Origin of the sequence: Geobacter grbiciae (assembly GCF_018531165.1) — a bacterium.
In the GTDB taxonomy this organism is placed as follows: Bacteria; Desulfobacterota; Desulfuromonadia; order Geobacterales; family Geobacteraceae; genus Geobacter; species Geobacter metallireducens.
In genome coordinates, this window is sequence record NZ_JAHDIW010000008.1 from 153,812 (window position 1) to 176,895 (window position 23,084).

At 59.5% G+C, this 23,084-nt stretch carries 22 protein-coding genes and 1 pseudogene; 16 read left to right on the forward strand and 7 right to left on the reverse strand.

The window, feature by feature from the left end:
• Window positions 1-2 precede the first annotated feature (2 nt).
• Window positions 3-2,618: a cation-translocating P-type ATPase gene (locus KJB29_RS11500; RefSeq protein ID WP_215734696.1), complete on the forward strand. Its 2,616-nt coding sequence runs from the start codon at window positions 3-5 to the stop codon at window positions 2,616-2,618.
• A 3-nt stretch (window positions 2,619-2,621) separates the two neighbouring features.
• Here the strand turns inward: KJB29_RS11500 and KJB29_RS11505 are convergent, their stop codons facing one another.
• Window positions 2,622-3,053, reverse strand: a complete 432-nt coding sequence (locus tag KJB29_RS11505) for an archease (RefSeq protein WP_215734697.1) — start codon at window positions 3,051-3,053, stop codon at window positions 2,622-2,624.
• Window positions 3,054-3,072: 19 nt separating this feature from the next.
• Window positions 3,073-4,164, reverse strand: coding sequence for a phosphotransacetylase family protein (locus KJB29_RS11510; RefSeq protein ID WP_004511448.1), 1,092 nt, complete (start codon window positions 4,162-4,164; stop codon window positions 3,073-3,075).
• Between the two features lie 312 nt (window positions 4,165-4,476).
• On the opposite strand from KJB29_RS11510, the gene KJB29_RS11515 reads away from it, so the two are divergent.
• Together KJB29_RS11515 and KJB29_RS11520 are read left to right on the forward strand one after the other, a co-directional pair.
• On the forward strand, window positions 4,477-4,755 hold the full coding sequence (locus tag KJB29_RS11515) for a hypothetical protein (protein WP_246561220.1): 279 nt from the start codon (window positions 4,477-4,479) through the stop codon (window positions 4,753-4,755).
• A gap of 3 nt (window positions 4,756-4,758) precedes the next feature.
• A complete protein-coding gene (locus KJB29_RS11520) occupies window positions 4,759-5,214 on the forward strand; it encodes a YaaR family protein (protein ID WP_215734698.1) in 456 nt (151 codons plus the stop codon).
• A 15-nt stretch (window positions 5,215-5,229) separates the two neighbouring features.
• Here KJB29_RS11520 and KJB29_RS11525 read toward each other — a convergent pair whose 3' ends face one another.
• Together KJB29_RS11525 and KJB29_RS11530 are read right to left on the reverse strand one after the other, a co-directional pair.
• Window positions 5,230-6,687, reverse strand: a complete 1,458-nt coding sequence (locus KJB29_RS11525; RefSeq protein WP_215734699.1) for an RtcB family protein — start codon at window positions 6,685-6,687, stop codon at window positions 5,230-5,232.
• Window positions 6,688-6,788: 101 nt separating this feature from the next.
• On the reverse strand, window positions 6,789-7,334 hold the full coding sequence (locus KJB29_RS11530) for an HD domain-containing protein (protein ID WP_215734700.1): 546 nt from the start codon (window positions 7,332-7,334) through the stop codon (window positions 6,789-6,791).
• A gap of 112 nt (window positions 7,335-7,446) precedes the next feature.
• On the opposite strand from KJB29_RS11530, the pseudogene KJB29_RS11535 reads away from it, so the two are divergent.
• The 9 genes and pseudogenes from KJB29_RS11535 to KJB29_RS11575 all read left to right on the forward strand — a co-directional run.
• Window positions 7,447-7,767, forward strand: a pseudogene (locus tag KJB29_RS11535) (peptide chain release factor-like protein); the annotation flags it as partial.
• A gap of 71 nt (window positions 7,768-7,838) precedes the next feature.
• A complete protein-coding gene (locus KJB29_RS11540) occupies window positions 7,839-8,303 on the forward strand; it encodes a deoxycytidylate deaminase (RefSeq protein WP_215734702.1) in 465 nt (154 codons plus the stop codon).
• Complete coding sequence (nrdR, locus tag KJB29_RS11545) at window positions 8,300-8,752, forward strand: transcriptional regulator NrdR (protein WP_004511441.1); 453 nt, start codon at window positions 8,300-8,302, stop codon at window positions 8,750-8,752. The genes KJB29_RS11540 and nrdR overlap by 4 nt, the downstream gene beginning before the upstream one ends.
• Window positions 8,753-8,755: 3 nt before the next feature.
• Window positions 8,756-9,868: a bifunctional diaminohydroxyphosphoribosylaminopyrimidine deaminase/5-amino-6-(5-phosphoribosylamino)uracil reductase RibD gene (gene ribD / locus KJB29_RS11550; RefSeq protein WP_215734703.1), complete on the forward strand. Its 1,113-nt coding sequence runs from the start codon at window positions 8,756-8,758 to the stop codon at window positions 9,866-9,868.
• Window positions 9,850-10,500, forward strand: coding sequence for a riboflavin synthase (locus KJB29_RS11555; protein ID WP_215734704.1), 651 nt, complete (start codon window positions 9,850-9,852; stop codon window positions 10,498-10,500). The genes ribD and KJB29_RS11555 overlap by 19 nt, the downstream gene beginning before the upstream one ends.
• 40 nt (window positions 10,501-10,540) lie before the next feature.
• Entirely contained in the window at window positions 10,541-11,743 is a 1,203-nt protein-coding gene (locus tag KJB29_RS11560) for a bifunctional 3,4-dihydroxy-2-butanone-4-phosphate synthase/GTP cyclohydrolase II (RefSeq protein ID WP_215734705.1), read from the forward strand.
• A gap of 23 nt (window positions 11,744-11,766) precedes the next feature.
• Window positions 11,767-12,234, forward strand: a complete 468-nt coding sequence (gene ribH / locus KJB29_RS11565) for a 6,7-dimethyl-8-ribityllumazine synthase (RefSeq protein ID WP_004511437.1) — start codon at window positions 11,767-11,769, stop codon at window positions 12,232-12,234.
• A complete protein-coding gene (gene nusB / locus KJB29_RS11570) occupies window positions 12,234-12,650 on the forward strand; it encodes a transcription antitermination factor NusB (protein WP_004511436.1) in 417 nt (138 codons plus the stop codon). The genes ribH and nusB overlap by 1 nt, the downstream gene beginning before the upstream one ends.
• Window positions 12,651-12,693: 43 nt before the next feature.
• A complete protein-coding gene (locus KJB29_RS11575; RefSeq protein ID WP_215734706.1) occupies window positions 12,694-14,004 on the forward strand; it encodes a homoserine dehydrogenase in 1,311 nt (436 codons plus the stop codon).
• A gap of 54 nt (window positions 14,005-14,058) precedes the next feature.
• On the opposite strand, the gene KJB29_RS11580 is transcribed toward KJB29_RS11575, so the two are convergent.
• Together KJB29_RS11580 and thrC are read right to left on the reverse strand one after the other, a co-directional pair.
• Complete coding sequence (locus KJB29_RS11580) at window positions 14,059-14,745, reverse strand: HAD family hydrolase (protein ID WP_215734707.1); 687 nt, start codon at window positions 14,743-14,745, stop codon at window positions 14,059-14,061.
• Window positions 14,746-14,771: 26 nt separating this feature from the next.
• A complete protein-coding gene (thrC, locus tag KJB29_RS11585; RefSeq protein ID WP_215734708.1) occupies window positions 14,772-16,157 on the reverse strand; it encodes a threonine synthase in 1,386 nt (461 codons plus the stop codon).
• Window positions 16,158-16,324: 167 nt separating this feature from the next.
• On the opposite strand from thrC, the gene KJB29_RS11590 reads away from it, so the two are divergent.
• The 4 genes from KJB29_RS11590 to KJB29_RS11605 all read left to right on the forward strand — a co-directional run bounded on the left by KJB29_RS11590 (window position 16,325) and on the right by KJB29_RS11605 (window position 22,157).
• Window positions 16,325-17,266, forward strand: a complete 942-nt coding sequence (locus KJB29_RS11590) for an AAA family ATPase (RefSeq protein ID WP_215734709.1) — start codon at window positions 16,325-16,327, stop codon at window positions 17,264-17,266.
• A 92-nt stretch (window positions 17,267-17,358) separates the two neighbouring features.
• Window positions 17,359-18,129: a DUF58 domain-containing protein gene (locus tag KJB29_RS11595; RefSeq protein ID WP_343213562.1), complete on the forward strand. Its 771-nt coding sequence runs from the start codon at window positions 17,359-17,361 to the stop codon at window positions 18,127-18,129.
• Window positions 18,116-20,050 (forward strand): transglutaminase TgpA family protein, encoded by a 1,935-nt coding sequence (locus KJB29_RS11600; protein ID WP_215734710.1) that lies wholly within the window; start codon window positions 18,116-18,118, stop codon window positions 20,048-20,050. Before KJB29_RS11595 ends, KJB29_RS11600 begins: the two co-directional genes overlap by 14 nt.
• Window positions 20,051-20,162: 112 nt before the next feature.
• Window positions 20,163-22,157, forward strand: coding sequence for a tetratricopeptide repeat protein (locus tag KJB29_RS11605; protein WP_215734711.1), 1,995 nt, complete (start codon window positions 20,163-20,165; stop codon window positions 22,155-22,157).
• Between the two features lie 89 nt (window positions 22,158-22,246).
• Here KJB29_RS11605 and KJB29_RS11610 read toward each other — a convergent pair whose 3' ends face one another.
• Window positions 22,247-22,954, reverse strand: a complete 708-nt coding sequence (locus KJB29_RS11610) for an energy transducer TonB (protein ID WP_215734712.1) — start codon at window positions 22,952-22,954, stop codon at window positions 22,247-22,249.
• Window positions 22,955-23,084: the final 130 nt, after the last annotated feature.

Genomic DNA, 23,084 nt, shown 5'->3' on the forward strand with positions numbered 1-23,084 from the left:
CAATGGCATGGCATCTAAAAACAATCGAAGAGACCATTGCCGAACTCGGCACTTCCGGAGAGGGGCTTTCGGTTGTGGCCGCACGGGAGCGTCTCGACGAAAACGGCCCCAACGAGCTTCAGGAGCAGGCGCGCCGGACCCCTTTCTCCATGCTCCTCTCCCAGTTCGCCGATTTCATGATTCTCGTTCTCCTGGGCGCGGCGGTCCTTGCGGCCATTGTCGGCGACCTGGGCGATGCCATGCCGATCATTGCCATTGTCATCCTCAACGCCATTATCGGCTTTGTCCAGGAGTTCCGGGCCGAGCGGGCCATGGCGGCCCTGCGTGAAATGGCGGGGAACAGCGCCACCGTGGTGCGGGAGGGGAGCCCCGTTGCCATTCCCGCCCGGGAGGTCGTGCCGGGAGATCTGGTGCTGCTGGAGGCAGGGAACGTGGTTCCGGCCGATTTGCGGCTGGTTGAGGCGGCGCATCTGAAGGCGGTGGAGGCGGCCCTCACGGGTGAGTCGCTGCCGGTGGAAAAGATGACCGCGTCCCTGGACGACCCGGAACTCTCCCTGGGTGACCGGCGGAACATGGCCTACAAGGGGACCATCATCTCCTACGGACGGGGGGCAGGGGTGGCCGTGGCCACGGGAATGGGGACGGAACTGGGCCGGATAGCCACCATGCTCCAGAACGAGGAGGAGACAAAGACCCCGCTGCAGAAGCGGCTCGCAGTCTTCGGCCGGCGCCTGGCGGTGGCGATTATCATTGTCAGCGCCATTATCTTCACCCTCGGATTTTTACGGGGAGAGCCGCTGCTCCTAATGCTCCTCACCGCCATTTCCCTGGCAGTGGCGGCCATTCCCGAGGCGCTCCCCGCCGTGGTCACCATCACCCTTGCCCTGGGCGCCCGGAAGATGGTCCGGCAGAACGCCCTCATCCGGCGGCTTCCGGCAGTGGAAACCCTCGGCTCGGTTACCTACATCTGTTCCGACAAGACCGGCACCCTCACCCTCAACCGGATGACCGTGGAAAAGGTGGCGGTGAACGGTGCCGGACTTCCCCTTGGCGAAGCCTGCGGACCCGCCGGAGGAGAGGCGGGCCGTCACTTCATGATGGCCCTTGCCCTTTGCAGCGATGCCCGTCTCGACAGCGAGGGAAACCTCATGGGCGATCCCACCGAGACCGCCCTTGCGGCCGCGGCCCTCATCTGCGGCTACGAGCGCAAAGAGCTTGAGGGCTATCACCCCCGTGTGGCAGAGCTTCCCTTCGATTCGGAGCGCAAGGTCATGACCACCTTCCACCGCCGGGGGGAGGGTTTCGTTTCCTACACCAAGGGGGCCGTTGAGGCGATTCTCGACAGATCGTCGGCTATGCTCGTCAATGAAGTGGAGAGTCCCCCTGATGTGGAAGAGATTCTCAGGCTGAGCGAGGAGATGGCTGCGGAAGGGCTGCGGGTCCTGGCCGTGGCCATGCGGCACTGGGAACGGGTTCCCGACCGCCTGGAAAGCGACCGTGTGGAGGGAGATCTGGTCTTTCTCGGCCTGGCGGGGATGATGGACCCGCCACGGGACGAGGCGGCGGAGGCGGTGGCCGACTGCCGGAGCGCCGGCATCACGCCGGTCATGATCACCGGCGACCACCCGCTCACGGCCGGGATTATCGCCCGGCGGCTCTCGCTCGTGGAGGATGACGCGGACGACGTGATCACCGGCCGCGAATTGGCGGAGCTTTCCCTGGAGGAATTCGAGCAGCGGGTGGAACATATCCGGGTCTACGCTCGGGTGGCGCCGGAGCAGAAGCTGAAAATCATCAAGGCCCTCCAGGACAGGGGGCATTTCGTTGCCATGACCGGCGACGGGGTGAATGACGCCCCGGCCCTGAAACGGGCCGATATCGGCATTGCCATGGGGATCACCGGTACCGACGTGGCCAAGGAGGCGTCTGCCATGATCCTTCTGGACGACAACTTCGCCACTATCGTCAAGGCGGTCCGGGAAGGGAGGCGAATCTACGCCAATATTCTGAAATTCATCATCTATTCGATTACCAGCAACGCCGGCACCCTAGTGGCCATAACCCTGGCCCCCTTCTTCGGGCTCCCGCTCCCGCTATTGCCGATCCAGATTCTCTGGCTGAACCTGCTCTGTGACAGTCTGCCGGGGCTGGCCCTTGCCGGCGAACCGGCCGAGCGGGACGTCATGAAGCGTCCGCCGGTGGACCCCCGGGAGGGGATATTCTCCGCCGGTCGGGGATACTTTGTGCTCGGTTACGGGTTCCTCATCGGCGCCGTCGCCCTCGCGTTCCAGGCCTTTGCCCTGCGCCGGGGGCTTCCCTGGCAGACCATGGAATTCACCTTCCTCGTCCTGAATCGGATGGCGGTTGCCCTCTCGGTCCGCTCAGACCGGCAGTCGCTCTTCCGGATCGGGCTTTTCTCCAACCTTCCCCTCTGCGGGGCGATTATCGTCACATTCCTTCTCCAACTCATGGTTGTCTACACGCCGCTGTTGAATCCGATTTTCTCCACGGCGCCCCTCTCCGGAGAAGCCCTTCTCATTACGGTGGGACTGGCGGTCGGGATGATCCTGGTCTCTGAGCTCCACAAGGTATTCAAGCGGATACAGCGACGCAGATAGGTTTCAGATGTCGAGAACGACCGTTGCCCGCCAGGTTCCGTCCCGCAATTCGACGGCGAACCGGTGGAGAGTGACGGCCTTCACGTCCACGACCATGGGATGACGGTTGAGGTCTATCTCTTCGCCCCGGACCACGGCATGGAGTTTCAGGATTGCGTCACTGTCGGCGATGGTGAGGGAGGATGGCCGGAGAAGGAGCCTCCGGGCGTCTTTGTAGTAGATGATTTCCTGCAGGAAATCGAAGAGGAGGAGGTCGAGATCCGCATTTTCGAGGATGATTTCAAGCTCCTGACGGGGCTGGATGGTGGCGAGATCCTCCACCATGACGTTGGTCAGGGCATCGGCCGCCGCCGTGAACATCTCCTCCCGGGTGGCGCCGGTGGCCTCGAAGGCGATGTCCGCGGTGGCGATGTCGGGGAGATAACGGTAGGGCATGGGGCTGTTCCAAATGCTTTCAGAGAAGGGCGTCGATCGCTTCGAAGTCGATCTCGTTCTCGGCGTTGGCCCTGATCCAGTTCAGTTTCTCCTGGTCCTCGGCGGTGATCTTTGCCACGTCCTCCATGAGGGTGGTGAAGACATTGGCCGTGGAATCGTGGACCCTGATGTAGGGGATATTGCTGTCGTCCAAAATTTGCTGGCTTATTTCCGAAGCGGGTATGTGGCCGGCGATGACAAGCCCCACGATCTTTTCCCGGAAAGCTGGGATGTGATAGAGGGAGGAGAGGGTGACGATGAGCTCGTCGCGGGAGCTGGTTATGACGATGAGGGTCGATTCCTGCAAGGCGTCCACCACCCGCTGGGCAGAGGCGGCCCCCAAGTGAATGTGGTGGATGATGCGGCTTTGCCCGTCGGGGTCGCCGTGGACCGGAAGATTGAGCAGTTTGCCGATGTGGGAGAGGGTAGGGTTTGCCAGGATGGGGGAGTAGTTGAAGCCGCCGCTGATCTTGAGGGGGCGTCCCGGGAAACCTTTGCCGAGGAAGCTGAGGATCGATTCCCGCTTGTCGGCCCGGAGCTTGTTGACGAGTAGCATCCGGACATCGGCATCCTCTTTCTCGTAGAGCGCCAGATTCAGGTGCACCGCGTCGATGGAGCTTCCGATGCCGCTGTCGGTCACGATGATGACCGGAGCGTTGAGGGTATGGGCAACGCAGGCGTTGCTGAGGCCGATGACCGATCCGACGCCGCCGTGCCCGGCCCCTTCGATGATGAGAAAATCATATTTCTTGTCGAGAATTTCAAAGGCTTCGAGAATCTTTGTCTTGAGGACATTGCAATCGAGCTTGCCGCTCAGGAAATCGCGGGTGAAGTTCTTGTGGAGCGAGACCGGGTTCATGAGGGGAAGGTCCTCCTCCAGCCCGAAGGTTCTGGCCATGAGAATGGCATCCATGTCGACGGTGAGGCCGTTGTATCCCTCGATTTTGGGGCCGATGGGTTTGATGAAGCCCACTCTGTCGTATTTCTGGCGTGCCAGGTGCATGAGCGATACGCTCATGGTGGTCTTGCCGCAGTTCTGTCCCGTCGCGCCGATGAAGACTCTCTTCGCCATCCGTTTCCCCCGCGGTGATTGAATTCCATCAGATATTCAAGGCGTGCCTATTGCCCGACAACGAGCGTTGTCGAAGTGAAGATGAGTATACACTATAGATTCGGGTGGCGAGAGAAAAAAACTCTCTGTATTGCTGGGCAATCAGGGTTGATGGAATAGCAACGGCCGAATCAATACCTTATTCAATGTTGTTGGCCTGTTTTGTGCAAAACGTTTCATGATATTTCGACCGGAAGGTGCCCTGTGAAATCTCTACTCTTGCTACTTCCTGCAGTTCTAGCTGTGGTTGGCTGTTCGCCTGTTCGTGGGCAGTTGAGTGATTGGCAGGGTGCCAGGCTCGACGAGCTGATGGGGCAGGCCGGCCCTCCCTCGTCCGTTTCCGCCGACATGGCCGGGAACAAGTATTATCATTGGCTTGAGGACCGGGGCGGCGTGTACACCTATAATGGGCCGGTCAATCTCAAGTGCGAACGGATTTTCGGTGTCGATGAGCGGGAGGTCATCACCTCGTTTGCCTGGGACGGCAACTGTCTCGCCTTGCCTGACTCCCCTTGGCAGCGTATTTCGCAAAGCCGGCAAGGAACGGAATGATTCATGCGGATAAATGACAAAATTTCGTCACGGGATGTCGGGAAGAAGGCAGGAAAAGGTGCACTCGTGCGAACGGGTGGTGGGGAAGCCAATTCCCCCTTTGTGCGGGCGCTGACGCTGCACCGGACGGAGCTTGACACCTATGAACAGCAACTCCAGGACCTGAAGGAAGAGATTGATCGGGCCGGTACCGACCTGGAGCGGGAGCCGACCGTAGCCAATTTCCGGACCTTTCGCGATCTCATCGCTACCCTTGCCAAAACGGTGACATCCAACGCCTATCGCCTTGAGCGGGTAGGGGGAACATCCCTCAATCCCCGGTGCTTCGAGATCATTACGGTAATCGACCGGGAGGCGGATAACCTTTTGAACCTCATCATGACGGAAAACAAGGACCGCCTGAAGATCACCAACAAAATTATGGAACTCAAGGGGCTGATTATCGACTTTCTTACCTGATCGTTCGCCTGGCACCTACCCCTTGACATTGCCGATGGGGAGAAGTCGCACGACCCGCCGGCTCAGGTGGGCCCGCTCCGTCGCCTCGGCAACGTCGTCGATGTCCTTGTACGCCCGTCCCGACTCCTCGGCAAGCCCGCCCCACGAAGCGGTCCGCACGTAAATTCCCCGCTCCTCCATGTCCCGCTGCAGCTTCTGTCCCCTCACCATCTTCTTGGCCTGGTGCCTGCTCATGGTCCGTCCGCTGCCGTGGGCCGTGGTGAAGAAGGTTTCGCTTCCCCCGGGCTCTCCCGCCAGAAGGTAGGAACCCGTCTCCATGCTCCCGCCGATGATGACCGGCTGGCCGGTTTCCCGGTATCGTTCGGGCAACCCCTCCATGCCGGGGCCGAATGCGCGGGTCGCCCCCTTGCGGTGAATGAGGAGTTCTCGTCTTCGTCCGTCAACCATGTGGGTCTCCAGCTTTGCGGTGTTGTGGGCCACGTCGTAGACCATCTCCATCCCCAGATCGGCGGGGTCGCGGCCGAAGATGCCGGAAAATACCTCGCGGATGCGATGGAGGATCACCTGCCGGTTGGCAAAAGCCATGTTCACGGCGCACTTCATGGCGGCGAAGTAGTCCTGCCCCTCACGGGAACGGAACGGAGCGCAGGCCAGTTCCCGGTCGTTGACGGTGATGCCGTATTTTCGCTCCATGACCGACAGAAAGAGCTGCAGGTAGTCGGTGGCCACCTGATGCCCGAAGCCCCGGCTGCCACAGTGGAACATGATCACCACCTGGTTCGGGAGGGTGATGCCGAAGGCCCTGGCAAGCTCCTCGTTGTATATGTTCTCCGGCCGAGCCACCTGAATCTCCAGATAGTGATTGCCCGAGCCGAGGGTGCCGATCTGGTTGTAACCACGGTCTATGGCCTTGTGGCTGATCTTTGAAGCGTCGGCGCCCGGAAAACAGCCACCTTCCTCAGTCATCTCCAGGTCCTCGGGCCAGGCGAACCCCCTCTTCAGGCACCAGCGGGACCCCTGCTCGGCAACGGTACAGAATTCATCGTGGGAAAGGCTGACGAAACCGTGGCTCCCCACACCCGCCGGCACCCGGTAGAAGAGGGCGTCCACCAGCTCCCTGAGACGTGGCTTGACCTCCTCCTCGGTTAGATTAGTGAGGACGAGCCGCATGCCGCAGTTGATGTCGAAGCCAATACCGCCGGGCGAGATGACCCCGGTTTCCGGGTCCATGGCCGCCAGCCCACCGATGGGGAACCCGTACCCCCAGTGGCCGTCAGGCATGCAGAAGGCATACTTCTGGATGCCGGGGAGGCAGGCCACGTTGGACACCTGGTCGAAGACCCCCGCGTCCATGGCGGTGATCAGTTTCTCCGTGGCGAATATCCGGGCCGGCACCAGCATGCCGGCTTTATAGGAAACGGGAAGCTCCCAGGTGGTGTCGGTTATCCTCTTGAGGGCCGACGGTACGGGCATGACCTGACCTCCTTTCGCAGACTTGGTACACTATAACACAGGAAATGTCTTCTGTCGGAAGGAGAGATGGCGGGGTGCGCGGGTAAGTATATGGGTATATGTTAGCCGCCGAACTCCAGCAGCCACTGCTCGAAAATCGCAACGCGATGTTCCCCATGCCTGATGAGCCCCTTGCGGATTTCGGGGGGGCTTTTCTCGTGGTTCAGGGAATTCCCCTTTTTGGAGAAAAAGAGGTCGGCATAACAGATAATTCTTTCCTCCCGGGTGATCGGCACCATTTCCCTCAGGGGAAGGGGGAGTCCCTGTCTCACGATATCGTCGACGGTCAGACCGACGCCGATGTGACGTTCGCAGACCATGGCATGCCGGGGCAATCCCTCGGCCTCCAGTATTTCGCGACCGATGATGCCATGGAGGATGTAGGGTGAATCGCCGGAGCAGCCAATGCCGGGAGAATCGGTTCCACAAACGCCAATATCATGCAGCAGCGCGGCCTCTTCGATGAACCGAAGGTCGAGGTCGGGATCATTAAGGGCGCGAGCAATGCGCAGTGCCTTGTGTGCCACCATTCTGCTGTGTTCAAGAACAATGGCGCAAGCCTGTGTTTCTTTGCCGAAGTGTCGGGTAAGTATATGTTCAACATTCATCCGGTTGCCTCCGCTTGGTAATGGATTAATTATTGATGTTCGTCCTGTTGTCTGTCAACCTTGGACATTTACGAATCCGATTCCGATTCAGTTGAGCCGGGGGGGCGCCATGATCGAGATCAATGAGGCAGATCTTAAATTTGAGTTCTACCGCGGTTCGGGACCGGGGGGCCAGCACCGCAATGTGACCGAAAGTGGCGTCCGCATCAGGCATGTTCCTACTGGTGTCGTGGTCCAGGCCTGCGAAAGTCGCTCCCAGGCCCGCAACCGCGAGATTGCCCTGGAGCGGCTGCGCCAGATACTGGAGCGCCGTGAACGGCGTGTAAAAAAGCGGGTTGCTACCACGGTTCCCCGCGGCCAGAAAGAAAAGCGAATCGAAGAAAAGAAGCGCCGCTCCCAGACCAAGCGCCTGCGCATCCAGCCGGAGGATTGATCAGGCTAATTCCTTGACCTTGCGGCGTTTCTCGGTTATTCTTGCCCACCACTTCACCCCACGGAGCCCCCATGACCCGACCCACCTGGGACGAATATTTCATGGAAATCACCCATCTGGTTGCCAAGCGTTCCACCTGTCTGCGCCGGCAGGTGGGTGCTGTTATCGTGAAGGACAAGAACATTCTGGCCACGGGCTACAATGGTGCGCCATCGGGCGTTGCCCACTGTCTCGAGGTAGGATGTCTTCGGGCCAAACTCGGCATTCCGTCGGGTGAGCGACACGAACTCTGCCGCGGGTTGCATGCCGAGCAGAATGCCATCATCCAGGCGGCCAAGCACGGCACCAACATCGATGGCAGCACTCTTTACTGCACCACCATGCCGTGCATCATCTGCTCGAAGATGCTCATAAACGCCGGCATCCGCCGCGTTGTCTACGAAGAGGGCTACTCGGACGAACTGGCGCGGGAGATGGTTGGCGAATCGGGGGTCGTGGTGGACAAATTTGGTGATATAAAGGGGGAAACCCCGTGAAATGCCCCTTCTGCGCCCATCCTGACAGCAAGGTTGTTGACTCCCGCCCCGATAAGGGGGGGGCTGCCATTCGGCGACGGCGCGAGTGCGAATCATGTGCCAAGCGCTTTACCACCCATGAACGGATCGAGGAAACCCTACCCCTGGTCCTGAAAAAAGATGGCCGCCGTGAGCCCTTTGACCGGATGAAGATCGTTGGGGGCATCCTGAAGGCGTGCGAGAAGCGCCAGGTGTCGCGGGAGACCGTCGACCGCCTCGTGGACCGGCTCGAAGGACGGCTCCAGGAGTGGAGCGAGAAGGAAGTCCCCAGTACCACCATCGGCGAGTGGGTCATGACCGAACTCCATGACATCGACGAGGTGGCCTACGTCCGTTTTGCCTCCGTCTACCGTTCCTTCAAGGACGTTAACGAGTTCATGGCCGAACTGCAGGACCTCCTGAAGAAATAATCCATGGCTATGTCTTCTGAAAAAATAATGGGTCGGGCCTTGACCCTGGCGCGGCGCGGCATGGGTAAGACATCCCCGAATCCGGCGGTGGGGTGCGTCATCGTGCGGGACGGTGCAATCGTCGGCGAAGGGTGGCACCGGAAGGCCGGCACCCCCCATGCCGAGGTCCATGCCCTGCGGCAGGCCGGCGAGCTGGCCCGGGGGGCCGATGTCTACGTGACTCTGGAACCCTGCTCCCACTTCGGCAAAACTCCCCCGTGTGCCGAAGCGCTGGTCGAGGCAGGGGTGGGGCGCGTGTTCGTCGGCATGGTGGACCCGAATCCGAAGGTTTCCGGGCGCGGCATCGAGCGGCTTCGGGTTGCTGGCATCGATGTGGTTACCGGGATACGGGAGGCGGAGTGCCGCAGGCTTAACGAGCCATTCGTGAAACACGTGACCACCGGGCTTCCCTTTGTGATCCTCAAGTCGGCCATGACCATGGACGGCAAGACCGCTACCGCTTCGGGCGATTCGCGCTGGATAACCAATGAAAAATCAAGGCGCTACGTTCATAAACTTCGTTCAATGGTCGATGCGATAATGGTCGGTGTCGGCACTGTCTTGGCTGATGACCCCCAGCTTACGGCGCGAATCCCGCGGGGGAAGGATCCCGTCCGGGTTGTGGTGGACAGTTCCCTCAGAATCCCCTCTGGTGCCCGGATGCTCCACCAAGAGTCCCCGGTAGCAACCGTTATTGCCACCGTCTCGGGAGACCGAAACCGGATCGTGGGGCTGGAATCTGCAGGTGCCGAAGTGCTCCGTTGCCATGCCGTCATGGGGCGCGTTGATCTGCGTGATCTCCTTGCCCGCCTCGGTGCCCGGGGGGTGCAATCAATCCTCCTTGAAGGGGGGAGCGAACTGGCCGGCGAAGCACTCCGTGCCGGGCTCATCGACAAATGTGTCCTCTTCTACGCCCCCAAGTTTTTGGGGGGAGCCGCCGGCCTGGGGCTCTTTGGCGGGCCGTCGGCCGAAAGAATGGATGGATGCTACCGGCTGAAGGATGTGAGGGTGCGGCGTTTCGGCGATGACGTGATGATCGAGGCTTATCCGGAGGATTTATGTTTACCGGGCTCATAGAAGACGTTGGATCGGTGAGAAGGCTTGAACGGGCAGGGGCTGCGGCACGGCTCACCACCGCCACAAAACTTCCGCTCGATTCCATTGCCCTCGGCGACTCGGTGGCGGTGAATGGTGCCTGCCTCACGGTTGTGGCAAAGGGTGGAGGCGAACTCACCTTTGACGCCTCCCCGGAAACCCTGGAGCGGACCACTCTCGGCACCCTCGGCACTGGAGCCCCCGTGAACCTGGAAAGGGCACTGCGTCTTGGCGACCGCCTGGGTGGCCACATCGTCACCGGCCATGTGGACTTTATCGCCGATGTCTCCGAACGGCGCGAGGTTGCCGGCAACATTGTCTTCGGTTTCCGCATCCCAAGGCAATTTGCCCGTTATCTGGTGGCCAAGGGTTCGGTCACCATCGACGGAATCAGTCTTACGGTTAACACCGTCACTGATAGCGGTTTTTCGGTCAATATCATCCCCCATACCGCTGCAATGACCACCCTGAACGGCATGAAACCGGGTGGACGGGTTAATATTGAAACGGACATTCTGGGGAAATATGTCGAGCGCCTCCTGGCCTTTGGAAGCACGGGGCAGAAGGAGGGTGGTCTCAGTCTTGAACTGCTTGCAAAGAGCGGCTTTCTGTGAGATATAACGTTGTTATTACTTCTCATGAACGGAGTCGACAATGACGGTTGCTAGAATAGAAGAAGCCATAGAGGACATCAAACAGGGGAAAATGATCATTCTCGTGGATGATGAGGACCGCGAGAACGAGGGTGATCTTACCATGGCCGCCGAGATGATCACCCCTGAAGCGATCAACTACATGGCAAAGTATGGCCGTGGCCTCATCTGTCTCACCATGACCTCGGAGCGGTGCGATTACCTCAGGCTGCCGCTCATGGTGTCCGACAATACCTCGTCCTTCGGTACCGCCTTTACCGTCTCTATTGAGGCAAAACGGGGAGTGACCACCGGCATCTCCGCCGCTGACCGTGCCCATACAGTTCTCACAGCCGTGGCCGATGCCACGAAACCGGAGGACCTTGCCCGGCCCGGCCACATATTCCCGCTGCGGGCCCGTAACGGTGGTGTCCTCGTCCGGGCGGGGCAGACCGAAGGGTCAGTGGATCTGGCCCGTCTTGCAGGCCTCAAGCCGGCTGGCGTCATCTGTGAGATCATGAACGATGACGGCACCATGGCCCGGATGCCGCAACTGAAGAAATTCGCCAAGGAGCACGGGATCAAGATCTGCACTATTGCTGACCTGGTCGCCTACCGGCTCAAGCACGAGTCCTTGGTCCGCCGGGCTGCCGATGTGGAACTCCCCACCGAAGCTGGTGAGTTCCGGGCCATCGCCTTCGAAAACGATGTGGACAGGCTGGAGCACCTGGCACTCGTGAAGGGAGAGATCAGTGGGGATGAGCCAATACTCGTCCGGGTTCATTCCGAGTGCATGACCGGAGATGTTTTCGGGAGTCTCCGGTGCGATTGCGGCGGCCAGCTTCACCGGGCCATGGAGATGATTGAGGCCGAGGGGAAAGGGGCTATCCTCTATATGCGCCAGGAAGGACGGGGAATCGGCTTGTTCAACAAGCTCAAGGCCTATGCCCTTCAGGACCAGGGGAAGGATACCGTTGAGGCCAACCTTGAGCTCGGCTTCAAGCCCGACATGCGCGACTACGGCATCGGCGCCCAGATCCTCGTGAACCTCGGAATCAAGAACATCCGCCTCATGACCAACAACCCCCGGAAGCTGATTGGCCTCCAGGGATACGGAATCAACATTGTGGAACGGGTACCCATCGAGATTCCCGCCACGGGGAGCAATGCCGGCTACCTGAAGACAAAACGCGAGAAGCTGGGACACCTGCTGGAAAATATCTGAGATACGGCGAGGAGGGATTCATCATGCCGCGATTTATTGAAGGAAAACTGGATGCCACGGGGCTCAAGTTCGGCATCATCGTGGGCCGTTTCAACAGCTTCATTGGTGAGCGCCTTCTGGAGGGGGCCCTCGATGCCCTGGTCCGTAACGGAGCAGACGAAGCGACCATCGATGTGGCCCGGGTGCCCGGCGCCTTCGAGATCCCCCTGACCGCCAAGAAAATGGCCCAGACAGGGAGCTATGACGCCATCATCTGTCTCGGCGCGGTGATCAGGGGCTCGACCCCCCATTTCGACTACGTGGCCGCCGAGGTCTCCAAGGGGGTTGCCCACGTGTCGCTGGAAACCGGCGTTCCGGTTTCCTTCGGCGTACTCACCACCGATACCATCGAGCAGGCCGTGGAGCGGGCAGGCACCAAGGCCGGCAACAAGGGCTTTGACGCCGCCATGACCGCCATTGAAACCGTCCGCGTCTTCCGGGAGTTCCGCTAGTGGGTGCCCGACGCCTCGGAAGGGAGATCGCCCTTCAGCTTCTCTACTCCCGCGATTATACCGTGGGTGAGGCCTCCTCGCTTCTTGAGATGGTCTTTGACGAAGCCGAGCCGGGGACCGCTGCAGGGCGGGCTTTTTCCGACGAACTGGTTCGCGGTGTTCTTGAGCACCGCGAAACTATCGACGCAACGATAACCGAGAAGTCGAAAAACTGGGCCATCTCCCGCATGGCGAAGGTGGATCTCAACATCCTCCGGCTTGCGATTTACGAGCTCCTCTACCGTGGCGACATCCCCAAGAACGTCACCATCAACGAGGCCATCGAAGTGGCGAAAAAATTCGGTACCGAGGATTCGCCTGCCTTCATCAACGGCATCCTCGACGAGGTCGCCTCGACTCTCCCCGACAAGGGGTAGCTCCAGCCATTGCATCGCGTCATTCCATACTGAGCGAGGACGTATGAACGAGATAAAGGTGGGCCTTCTCGGCCTGGGGACCATTGGTACGGGGGTCGCCAAGCTGCTCATGACCAATGCCGATCTGATCGCCGCCAAGGTGGGCGCCCGGATTACCCTTAAAAAGATCGCCGATCTGGATATAACCACCGACCGGGGGATTGCGCTTCCGGCGGACATTCTCACCACCAACGCCGACGAGGTGCTCACCGATCCGGAGATCAGCGTGGTGATCGAGTTGATCGGCGGCTATGAGCCGGCCAAGCGCTTCGTGCTCAAGGCCATCGAAAACGGCAAGCATGTGGTTACCGCCAACAAGGCGCTTCTGGCTCTCCACGGTGAAGAGATCTACGCTGCCGCGGCCCGCAAGGGGGTAGAGGTTCTGTTTGAGGCAGCGGTCGGGGGAGGCATCCCGGTCATTTCCGCCATACGCGGGAACATGGCAGCCAATAATTTTTCCACTGTTTTTGGCATACTGAACGGAACATGCAATTACATACTTACCCGAATGACCAAGGAGGGGGTGGACTTCGCCGACGTTCTCAAGAAGGCCCAGGAACTCGGTTATGCCGAGGCTGACCCCACCTTCGACATCGAGGGGGTGGACACGGCCCACAAGCTGGCGCTCCTTGTTTCCCTCTGCTTCGGGACCCGGGTCACCTTCAGCGACATTCACACGGAGGGGATCAGTTCCCTCTCCTCCGTTGACATCAAGTTTGCCCGGGACTTTGGGTACAAGATCAAGCTCCTGGCCATCGGCAAGCGGGACGGCGACCGGGTGGAGGCCCGGGTTCACCCCACCATGATCCCGGTCAACAATCCGCTGGCCGATGTAGATGGCGCCTTTAACGCCATTCGCTTCACCGGCGACTTCATCGGTCCGGTCATGTTCTATGGCCGCGGTGCCGGCATGGACCCTACCGCCAGCGCAGTGGTGGGTGATATCATCGAGGTCTCCCGCAACATCGTGGCGGGCATCGGCCGTCGTTGTGCTCCTCTCGGCTACTGTGACGAGGCGGTCGCCACTCTTCCGCTCAAGCCCATGGGGGAAATTGAGAGCAAGTACTACATTCGCTTCAGCGCCGTGGACAGGCCCGGTGTTCTGGCGAGAATCTCCGGGATTCTCGGAAAGTACGACATCAGCATCGAGTCCATGGTCCAGAGCGGCCGCATGGCCGGCGAGGAGGTCCCCATCGTCATCATGACCCATGAGGCCAGGGAAAGCGATGTACGGACGGCCCTCGACGAGATCGACACCTTTGATATCATTACCCAGAAGAGCCAGGTCATCCGGATTGAGGACAATCTGGAATAGACGGAGAGCTACAGCAGTGAAACGTGAAAGGCGGCCCGAACAGGCCGCCTTTTTTCATGGGTTGAGGCTTACCGATGAGGTGCCGGGCGAGGGGATGAGCTGGTTGAAATAGTGGATTGACGCAAACCGTTCCGAGGGGAGAGGATGCACCGTCGAGCTGTAGCGGCTCACGTAGATGAGGTGGCTGATACCATAGGCTTCCGCCGTGCCGAGGTTCGTCTCGCTGTCCTCGCCGAGCATGGTACGGGCCGGGTCGTAGGGGACGGTCTTCCGGAGCTTTCCCCAGAAGGCCACGTCTTCCTTGGGGAGACCGACGTCGTGGGCCGAGACGATGCCGGTGAAGTAGGGTCCAAGGCGGGTTTTGCGCATCTTGATGTCGAGGGTTTTGCCGTGGGCGTTGGTCACCAGCCAGATCTCCTTGGTGTGCTGCCGGAGGAACAGAAGAAATTCCACCACGCCGGGATGGACGGCGATGAGGTGCTCCACTTCGAGCTTCAGGAGCGGGATGTCGAGCCTGAGCCGGTCGGACCAGTAGTCGAGATCGGTCCAGTTCAGGGTCCGCTCCTGCGAGCGGAACAGGGCGTAGAGGGACTTCTTGGCAATATCGAGGGGGATGCCGTTCTTGGCCGCGTAGCGTTTCGGCACGTGCTCAAGCCAGAAATGATCGTCGAAATGGCGGTCCAGAAGGGTGCCGTCCATGTCGAGGAGCACCGTATCGATCTGATTCCAGTCAATAGTCATGGGGATTGGTTTAAAAGGAAAAGGCCCTACAGGGCCTTTTCCTCGATGAATGCCTTTATGGCGTCGCGGTCCGCATCGAGCACGTCGCATCGGCTTGGAAGGGCTTCAATTCCTTCCAGGGATGTCGGTCGGGAAGGCTCGAAACCCACGGCACGGACCACCGCATCGGCGAACTTGGCCGGATGGGCCGTGGCGAGGCAGACGGCGGGAGTACCGTCCTGCACCAGTTCCAGGGCCGCCTTGACGCCGACAGCCGTGTGGGGGTCGAGGATATAGCCGGTCTCCCGGTGGAAAGCGGCGATGGTGGCGATGGTCTCATCCTCGTTCACCGAGCGGGAGAGGAACTCATCCCGCACTTTCTCCATTTCGGCCTCGGTGAAGTTGATCCGCCCCTTGGTGGGGAGGGCGGCGAACGCCTCGCGGACCCGGGCAGAGTCTTCGCCGAAGAGGTAGTAAACATACCGTTCGAAGTTGGAGGCCAGCTGGATATCCATGGACGGGGACACGGTCGCCACCACGTTTCCGAGGGAATAGTCCCCCCCGTTGATGAACCGGGAGAGGATATTGTTCTCGTTGGTGGCCAGGATCAGCCGCCTGATCGGCAGACCCATCCGCTTTGCCACGTAGCCGGCGAAAATATCACCGAAATTGCCGGTCGGAACCGAGAAGACCACCTCCTGGCCGAAGGGCGCGGCAACCCGGAAGTAGGCGTAGAAGTAGTAGACCACCTGGGCCAGAACCCGGGCCCAGTTGATGGAGTTGACGGCGCCCAAGGAGTACTTTTCCTTGAAGGGGAGATCGCTGAAGAGGCTCTTCACGATGTTCTGGCAGTCGTCAAAGGTCCCCCGCGCGGCGATGTTGTGCACGTTCGGATCGAGCACCGTGGTCATCTGCAGGGCCTGCACCGGCGAGGTCTTGCCGTGGGGATGGAGGATGAAGATGTTGATCTTGTCCTTTCCCCGGACGCCGTAGATGGCGGCACTGCCGGTGTCGCCCGAGGTGGCGCCGACGATGTTCATCTTTTCCCCGCGCTCCTTGAGCAGGTACTCGAAGAGGTTGCCGAGGAGCTGCAGCGCCACGTCCTTGAAGGCAAGGGTCGGCCCGTGGAAGAGTTCCAGGATGTGCACACCGTCCTTTTTCACCACCGGTGTAATCTCCGGATGGGAGAAGGTGGCGTAGGAGCGGTCGATGAGATCCTTGAGGTCCTGTGCGGGAATGTCATCGGCGAAGAGGGATATCACGTTGAACGCCAGATCCTGGTAGGAGAGGCTTTGCCACGATTCGAGCGTGTTGCGGCCAAGGGCCGGGATGGTCTCCGGCAGCAGAAGCCCGCCGTCGGTGGCGAGTCCCATCATGACCGCGTCCTTGAATCCGATGGGGGTGATGGCACCCCGGGTACTGATATAGTTCATAGTGATCAAATCTCCGCTGTTTTTTGTGTATAAGACGAAGCATCTTACCAGTAATCCCGCGAAAAGGGAAGGGGACGGACCGCTCCGGCCGTGGGCCTTTCCTCTGCTCTCGGGAGTGTGGTACTATTGTCTGGCTGAAAGCACTTTTTGCCCGAAAGGCGCCCACCATGAATCTTGCAAAACGGGCCGAGATGCTCCATGTCATCGATACCCTGGCCACCCATTACCTGAAGGGAAAGGTGCGGGCGGTTCGGCTATCGGTCATCGCCCTTCTTTCCGGCGGGCACATCCTTCTTGAGGACATTCCCGGCCTCGGCAAGACCACCCTGGCGCTGGCCCTGGCCAAAGCGTTGGGGCTCTCTTTCGGCCGGGTCCAGTGCACGAGCGACCTCCTTCCCACCGACATCACGGGGCTTTCCATCTTCAATCGCGAAGAGAGTCGGTTCACCTTTGTCTCGGGGCCGATTTTCAACAACGTGGTGCTTGTGGACGAGATCAACCGGACCATGCCCAAAACCCAGAGCGCACTTCTGGAGGCCATGGAAGAGCGGAAAGTGACCGTGGAAGGGACGACCCATCATCTGCCGGGACCGTTTCTTGTTATAGCCACCCAGAACCCCGTGGAGCAGGTGGGAACCTATCCGCTTCCCGAGTCCCAGCTCGACCGGTTCATGGTCAGAAGCGGCATTGGCTATCCCCCCGACATCATCGAGAAGGCGATTATCAAGGGAGGGAGTATCCGGGATGGGATCCAGAGTCTTGAACCGCTCGTTTCGGCTAATGACATCGCCGAGGCCCAGCGTGCCGTGAAGGAGGGGGTCTATCTCTCCGACCTGGTCGTTGATTACCTCTATGCCATCGTTGCCGCCACCCGAAACCATCCCGCCATCTCCTCAGGGATCTCCACCAGGGGGGCCATCGGCATGGCCGAAACCGCCAAGGCCCATGCCTACCTGGAGGGGCGAGACTACGTCATTCCCGAGGATGTGAAGGTCATTGCCGCACCAGTGGGTGCCCACCGCCTCATCCTCACCATGGAGAACGAGAACCTGGACAAGGGGGAGCTATTAAACGCCGTCCTAAACACCATCCCGGTTCCGCTGACCTGAAGCTCACGCGGGCCGGTGCCGCCTATATCGCCATCACGCTCCTGCTCGGTTTCGCTGCGGTCAATACGGGGAACAACCTCCTTTTCCTCGTGGTGTCGGCCTTGCTCGGCTTCATGACCGTCTCCGGGATCCTCGGTTGGCTCAATATCCGGTATCTGGACGTTGCGATCCGTCTTCCCGATGAGATCTACGACGGCCAGGAGACCTACGTGACGCTGATGGTGGAAAACCGCAAGCGGTTGCTCCCCTCGTTTCTGTTGCGGATTGGAGTGGAAGAGGCCCACGCCGATTTTCACCTGGTGGAGCGGAGTGCCACCGAATCCGGCACCCTGGCGATGACGTTTAAGGGGAGGGGGCGGAAAGAACTCATTCAGGCCGTGGTCAGTTCACCGTTCCCGATAAATTTCTTCATCAGGAGCACGACGCTCCCTCTCGATGCCCGCTGCATCGTCTTTCCCCGGCCCCGCCCCTGCGGGCCGCCGGAAGGTCCGGCAGATGCGCGGAGTAGGGGAGCCGCCCGGAGCAGGGGACGGGGCTACGAGGGGGAAATGGAGACCATCGCCGACTACACGGGTGTCGAACCGCTGAAACTGGTCCATTGGCGCCTTTCGGCCCGCCACGAGAATCTCAAGGTGAAGCAGCTGACCTCCCTGGCCGACGTCCCTCTCATGATCGATGTTGCACAACTGCCGGGCCAGAGTCTGGACGAGAGGCTTTCGTGCGGAGCCTGGATCGTGAACCGCTCCATCAGGGCAAATCGTCCGGTGGGGCTTATCACCGGTGCTAAGGTTATCGGCCCCGATACCTCCCGCTTGCACCGGCTCAAGCTCCTCACGGAACTCGCTCTCCATGGTTCCCGTTAGTTCCCTTATCACCGTCCTTGCGTACGCGGTTGCTGTTCTCGGCTACCTGCCGGTGGCTCCCCACGTGGATCTCGCGGTGCGGCTCGCCTTCCCCCTGGCTCTCGCAGCCGGGATTTTTCTGGATAAAAAAGGTACGTACCCGTTTACTGGTATACCTGCCACCGCTGTTACCGTGACCTTTTTTATCGTCTACTTCATGCAGCTCAGCATGGCAAACCCTGCGGCGCCAGTGGTCAATTTTCTCGTGGTGCTGCTCTCTGTCCGCCTTGTGAATGAAAAGAACCCCCGCAACCTCCTCCAGATCTTTGCCCTGGCCCTTTTCGCCCTGGCCAGTTCGTCCCTCTTCAGCCTGAGCGCTGTATTCCTCGTATACCTCTTTCTTCAGTTGGGCCTGATCGCCGTCTCCCTGGTTCTTCTAACTTTCCACTCCGTGGATGCGCGTCTACGCCTCACGCGCAGAAGTCTGAGGCGGGTGATCGGCGTGGCTCTTGCCATGCCTGCGGCCTCGGTGCCGCTGCTCCTGATATTCTTTGCCATTCTTCCCCGAACCCAGTACCCGCTCCTCAACTTTCTCAATGTCCCGGGAGAGCGGGCCACCGGCTTCAGCGACCGGGTCGAACCGGGGAAGGCGTCGAGCATCGGCGACGTGAAGACCATTGCCTTCCGGGCCGAATGCGAGCAGCTTGGCCGCAATGACCTCTACTGGAGGGGAATTGTTTTCGACACCATCTCCGGCGCCACCTGGGTGCGGAGTGGAAAGCGCCTCGTTGAAGTTTCCGCCACTCCCCCGGGAAAAGCAATTCGGCAGGTCGTTTACCCTGAACCGTCACGGAACAGCTATCTCCTGGCCTTGGACGTACCGCTCCGGATTGACGGCGTGAGGGCAAGCCAGGACGCTGATTTCACCTTCACCCGGCGACCGTCGGGGAGCGGTCGGATCCGCTACGAGGCGAGGTCGGTGCTCACCGGCGCCATTCCTGTCCCCCGGGGGATTGACCGATCTCACTACCTTCGCATCCCCGGACGGGTTTCCGCTCGGATCGCTGCCCTGACCGGGGAGTTCACTGTCGGCAACCCGACCGATGAGGAGCGGTTGAACCGCGTCGAGACATGGTTCAGGCGGCAGGGTTTCCGGTACGCGACCAGCGGTCTTCCCGTCACTGCCGACCCAGTGGATACCTTTTTGTTCGTGAGGCGGACAGGCCATTGCGAATTCTTCGCCTCTTCCTTCGCGACCCTCCTCCGTCTGGCAGGGGTGCCGGCACGGCTTGTGGGAGGGTACTACGGCGGCGACTACAATGATGTTGGCGGATACTACGCGGTAACCGAAGACCGGGCCCATGTCTGGGTCGAGGCGTTTGTTAAGGGAAAGGGGTGGGTGCGGGTCGATCCGAGCTCCTTCGCGTCCAACTTTGATCGCACCACAACATCCAGCCGCGGTTTTGCCACTAAGATCACGGCACTGCTGGATTCATTAACCTGGTACTGGAACCAGGCGGTCATTACCTATGACCTCCAGAAACAGGTTGACTTCATCCGTCGTGCAAACCGTCAGTTCAAGGGGCTCTCCCTCGCCCTTGATCCCCGTCTGCTTCCCCAGGCACTTGCCCTTGCCGCAGTCCTGACACTCTCTGTCTGGTGGATTACGGCTCGAAGCGGAAGGACTCCGGAAGAGCGCATACTGCGGAGCTTTCTTGCAAGGGTCGAGAAAGTTTATGGAATCCCTCGCAATCATCGATCGCGAGGACTCCATGAGCTTGTGCATATGGTTGATGACTCCGCAGTAGCTATTTTCGTGGATATTTGGGGTGGAGCAATCTATCGGGACCGACGGCTCTCCAGGGAAGAATGCCGGCAACTTAAACAGATCATCAATACTATCGGCGATGTGAGGCGGAAGGAGCCTGGCAAGCAAGGCTGATGCACTGATTTCAGGTAGTTCCGGGCGGTTCATATACCTTGACAAGGTGCCCTGTTTCCTTTAGTTTACAAACGATATTCGTTACCAAATCATGGCTGGATCCGGATAGGCTTTGAGTCCCAAGAAAGACAAATTCCTCGACAACGCACAAAAATTCCTGGTTAAGGGTCAGCTGGACCGCGCTCTCCGGGAATATGAGCAAGCGGTCGCCATAGACCCGAAAGACGTACGGGTCCGCCAGAAGTACGCCGAGTTACTGGTGCGCGCAAACCGCAAAGATGACGCGCTCAAGGAATTCGAGGTCATTGGCAAATACTATTCGGACAACGGCTTCTATCTCAAGGCGATTGCCGTCTACAAACAAATCCAGAAGCTTACCCCCTCCAACCTGGACATTTCCCTCACCCTTGGCGCCCTCAACGAAAAACAGGGTCTCATCGGTAATGCCCTTGCAGAATACAAATTCGTTTTCGATCACTACGAGCGGAGCAACCGCTTCATCGACGCTGTTGCCGTTCTTGAAAAGATGCTCGCAGCCGACCGGGATAATCTGAATATTCGGCTCAAACTCGCCGAGACGCGGCACCGGGCAAACTTGATTGACGACGCCTATCATGACTACACGGAGTTGGCCCGTGAACTCAGGTCGAAGGGAGACAATGCGGCTTACGCACGCGTCTGCGAACGGATAGCAAGCATGTTCCCCGACCGTAAGGACTTTCTTCTCACTGTAGCGGAAAATCAGATCAGGGACGGAAAGGCAGCTGCCGCAATCCCCGTGCTGAAACAGATCGTCGGCGATGACCGCTGGAACCCCAAAGCGCTCTACCTTCTGGCGGACGCTGCCCGTGCGGTGGCTGATCCAGCCATGGTCAAGGGGGCCTATGGTCAGATAATCAAGCGCTTCCCGGGTGAGATTACGGCCATCAAGGGATTCCTTTTCAGCCTGAAAGCTGAAGGGAATGTTGATGAAGCAGTTCGGGTGCTCCGCCACGTTGAGCCGGAACTCATAAAGGCGGAACCGGAAACCCTTGAGCAGTTCTATCTCTCGTTCAGGGATCTTTCGCCCGATCATCCCGGTATCGCCGAGGGGCTTTTGAGAATTCGCGGGACAGCGGGTGTCGATGAGCCTGAACCTATGGTTGAACAGGTGCCGGACGTGGCGGAGCCGGAAGAAGCGGATTTTGCTCCTCAGCCCGAAGAGTCGGATTCTGTCATGGAAGAGCCCCCCGCCGAAGACATTCCATGGGAAGAGGAGATCGACATCTCCTTTGACAGTGATGGTGTCTCCGTTGAGGGGAATCGGCCAACCGAAGGGGAGGCTTCCGAGTCTCCGTCGTTTCTGCACGATGAGGGGATGAGCCTCGTGGAAGCCGACGAGAGTCCCATCAGGTTTGATGACTCGCCGGAGGAAGAGACCCGTGAGGTAGAAGTAGAATTAGCCGATTTTTCGTCGATTACTCCCGACTGGCTCGACGAGGCACCTGACAGTGCCATGGATAAGCCCGGAGAAACGACTTTCTCCGAGGGGCTTTCCCTCGATTTTACCGATGGTGAACTGGAGGATGTCATTCCTCCTCCGCTCCTCGACTCGCCGATGCCAAAGCCGGACAAATATGGCCTCGACGGCCTTTTTTCCGCCTTCAAGAAGGGGGTCGGGGAACAACTCACCCAGGATGACACCGAATCACACTACAGTCTCGGCATTGCCTACAAAGAGATGGGGCTTTTCGACGACGCCATAGTTGAATTCCAGTCTGCCGCCCGTGATCCGCGCCGCCTTGCAGACTGTATCACCCTTCAGGGGATCTGCTCTCGAGAGAAGGGGGATCCAGCCAAAGCCGAGGAGTATTTCCGCTCAGGGCTCGCCGTGGAGGGCCTTAACCGCGAAGAGCGACTCTGCCTGACCTATGAACTGGCACTTCTCTACGAAATGATCGGAGATAGGACCCGTGCCCTTGCGGGCTACCGCGAAGCTTTGGCGCTCAACCCCGGTTTCCGGGACGTTGCGCAGAAGATCGCCATTCTTCGGTCTGACGGAGATACCCATGACGCAGCCGATTTGGAACTGCTGGATCTCGACGAGGTAGAGGAAGGGGCGGGGTAATTCCCGCTCCTTTTCTGTAGAGTGGCCCCTTGGGAAAAAACAGAAAGTTGAAGCTCTCGCAAAACAATTCTTTTCAAGAGCCTCAGTTGTTACGAAAAGAGGAGGCCTCGGGGGGCCATGAGGCGCAAGGGGGCCTGAAAGAACTCCCCGGGGTAGCTGTCCGGCAGTGGAGGGAGATTGGACGCTGCTTGAAGGGTATCCATGATCAGCCGGTCGTACTGATCATTGCCTGAGCTTCTAATCAGCCGCACATCCAGAAGTTCCCCGTTTTTTCTCACGGTAATCGTAACGAGGGCCTCCTGCCGTCCCGGTTCCATGCCAGTACCGCTCGCCGCATCCCACCACTGTTCGTTAACCCGCTCCACAAGCTCAAAATAGTACTCCCGCACATCGCCGCGCAGAGTTTCTCCGTCGGCAAGGCTCCTGAAAAATCCCCGGGTAAGGCCGACAGAAAGGGAAGAAACACTGGTTTGAGGGGGCACCGGAGGAGGAAGTTCCTCCATGGGCGTCGGCGAAGGCGCGGGAAGGGCTTTTTCTTCAGGCGTGGGGAGCACCATCTGTTTCTGGGCCGGTGAGACAGGGCGCTGAACGGCTGTTGCTCCCACCGGGGGCTTTGTCAGTGGGGCGGCGGCATCCGTAAGATCCACCATGACGATCGACTCCGACGCGAGGCCGGTAAGACGGCCGGGGAAGAGTGATGCGAGTGCGGCAAAAGAGAGGTGTAGCGCCAGCGAGAGGACTAACGTTCCGACGAACAGGGTCCTGGCGGGCCTGTGCAAGTGCGGGTGATGCTCCATCAGTAAGCTCCCGTGCAAGGGGATCGCAGTCGATATGAATAAGACGGAATTTTATCAAAGTATCCAGACGGAAGGCAAGAGAAAGGGGGCTCATGGCCCCCTTCGTTGTTCTGCATTTCTTATGTGAAGT